Raw genomic sequence first — 992 nt, 5'->3', positions numbered from 1 at the left:
AGCCGCCCCGGCCGCTGGCCATTGTCACGCCGGAGGACCTGGCGCTGCGCCATCCACCGCGTGCCGACTGCAACCGCTATGACAGCCTGCGAGGCCTCCATGCAGCGGCATGAGATGATGACGGCCATGGCCGAACTGGGGCTGAAGGGCATGGCTGGCGCCTTTGACGAGGCGGTCACCACTGGGCTGCAGCGCAAGCGCACGACCATGGAGGTTCTGACCGACCTGCTGCGCGCCGAGGCGACGCACCGCCATGCGGCGTCCGTCCGCTACCGGATGTCGGCCGCCAGGCTGCCGGCGGTGAAGGACCTCGACGCCTTCGTCTTCGACGACACCCCCATCAACGAGGGGCTGGTGCGCTCCCTGCACAGCGGCTCGTTCCTCCCCGGTCGGCGCAACGTCGTGCTGGTCGGTGGAACGGGCACCGGCAAGACGCACCTCGCCACCGCCATTACCGCCAACGTGGTGCGGGCCGGCGCCCGCGGGCGCTACTTCAACACAGTCGACCTGGTGAACCGGCTGGAGGAGGAAACGCGTCTCGGCAAGGCCGGCACACTCGCCAACCAGCTGTCACGTCTCGACCTCGTGGTGCTCGACGAGCTCGGCTATCTGCCGTTTGCCCGCTCGGGCGGTCAGCTGCTCTTCCACCTGGTCAGCAAGCTTTACGAGCAGACCTCGGTCATCGTCACGACCAACCTCGCCTTTGGCGAGTGGCCGACCGTCTTCGGCGACCCCAAAATGACCACCGCGCTGCTCGACCGCATTACCCACCACTGCGACATCGTCGAGACCGGCAACGACAGCTGGCGCTTCAAGCACCGCAGCTGACGCCCGGGGCACCCGGCAGAGAACGCTTCGCGCTGGTTGCGCCTCCGGGCGGGCTACGCCCGCCCTACGCCGCAACCAGCGCGAACGGTGCGCCCGTCATACCGTCACACTGCTCGACGAAGGGGGTCCCTTTTGCACGCCGATAGGGGGTCCTTTTTGGACGC

Annotated in this window: 1 protein-coding gene; it reads left to right on the top strand. The window is 68.0% G+C overall.

What is annotated here, in order from left to right:
* The first annotated feature begins 99 nt into the window (after positions 1-99).
* Positions 100-828 carry an IS21-like element helper ATPase IstB gene (istB, locus tag AX702_RS10640; protein ID WP_066779228.1) on the top strand — a complete coding sequence of 243 codons (729 nt, stop codon included), beginning with the start codon at positions 100-102 and terminating at the stop codon, positions 826-828.
* Positions 829-992 lie beyond the last annotated feature (164 nt).

Origin of the sequence: Sphingomonas sp. CCH5-D11, assembly GCF_001557395.1 — a bacterium.
In the GTDB taxonomy this organism is placed as follows: Bacteria; Pseudomonadota; Alphaproteobacteria; order Sphingomonadales; family Sphingomonadaceae; genus Sphingomonas.
This window is presented reverse-complemented; position numbering and strand designations above follow the sequence as displayed.

Bases quoted from the DNA above. Each gene is read 5' to 3' on its own strand.
- istB (WP_066779228.1), top strand. From the start codon at position 100: ATGCAGCGGCATGAGATGATGACGGCCATGGCCGAACTGGGGCTGAAG.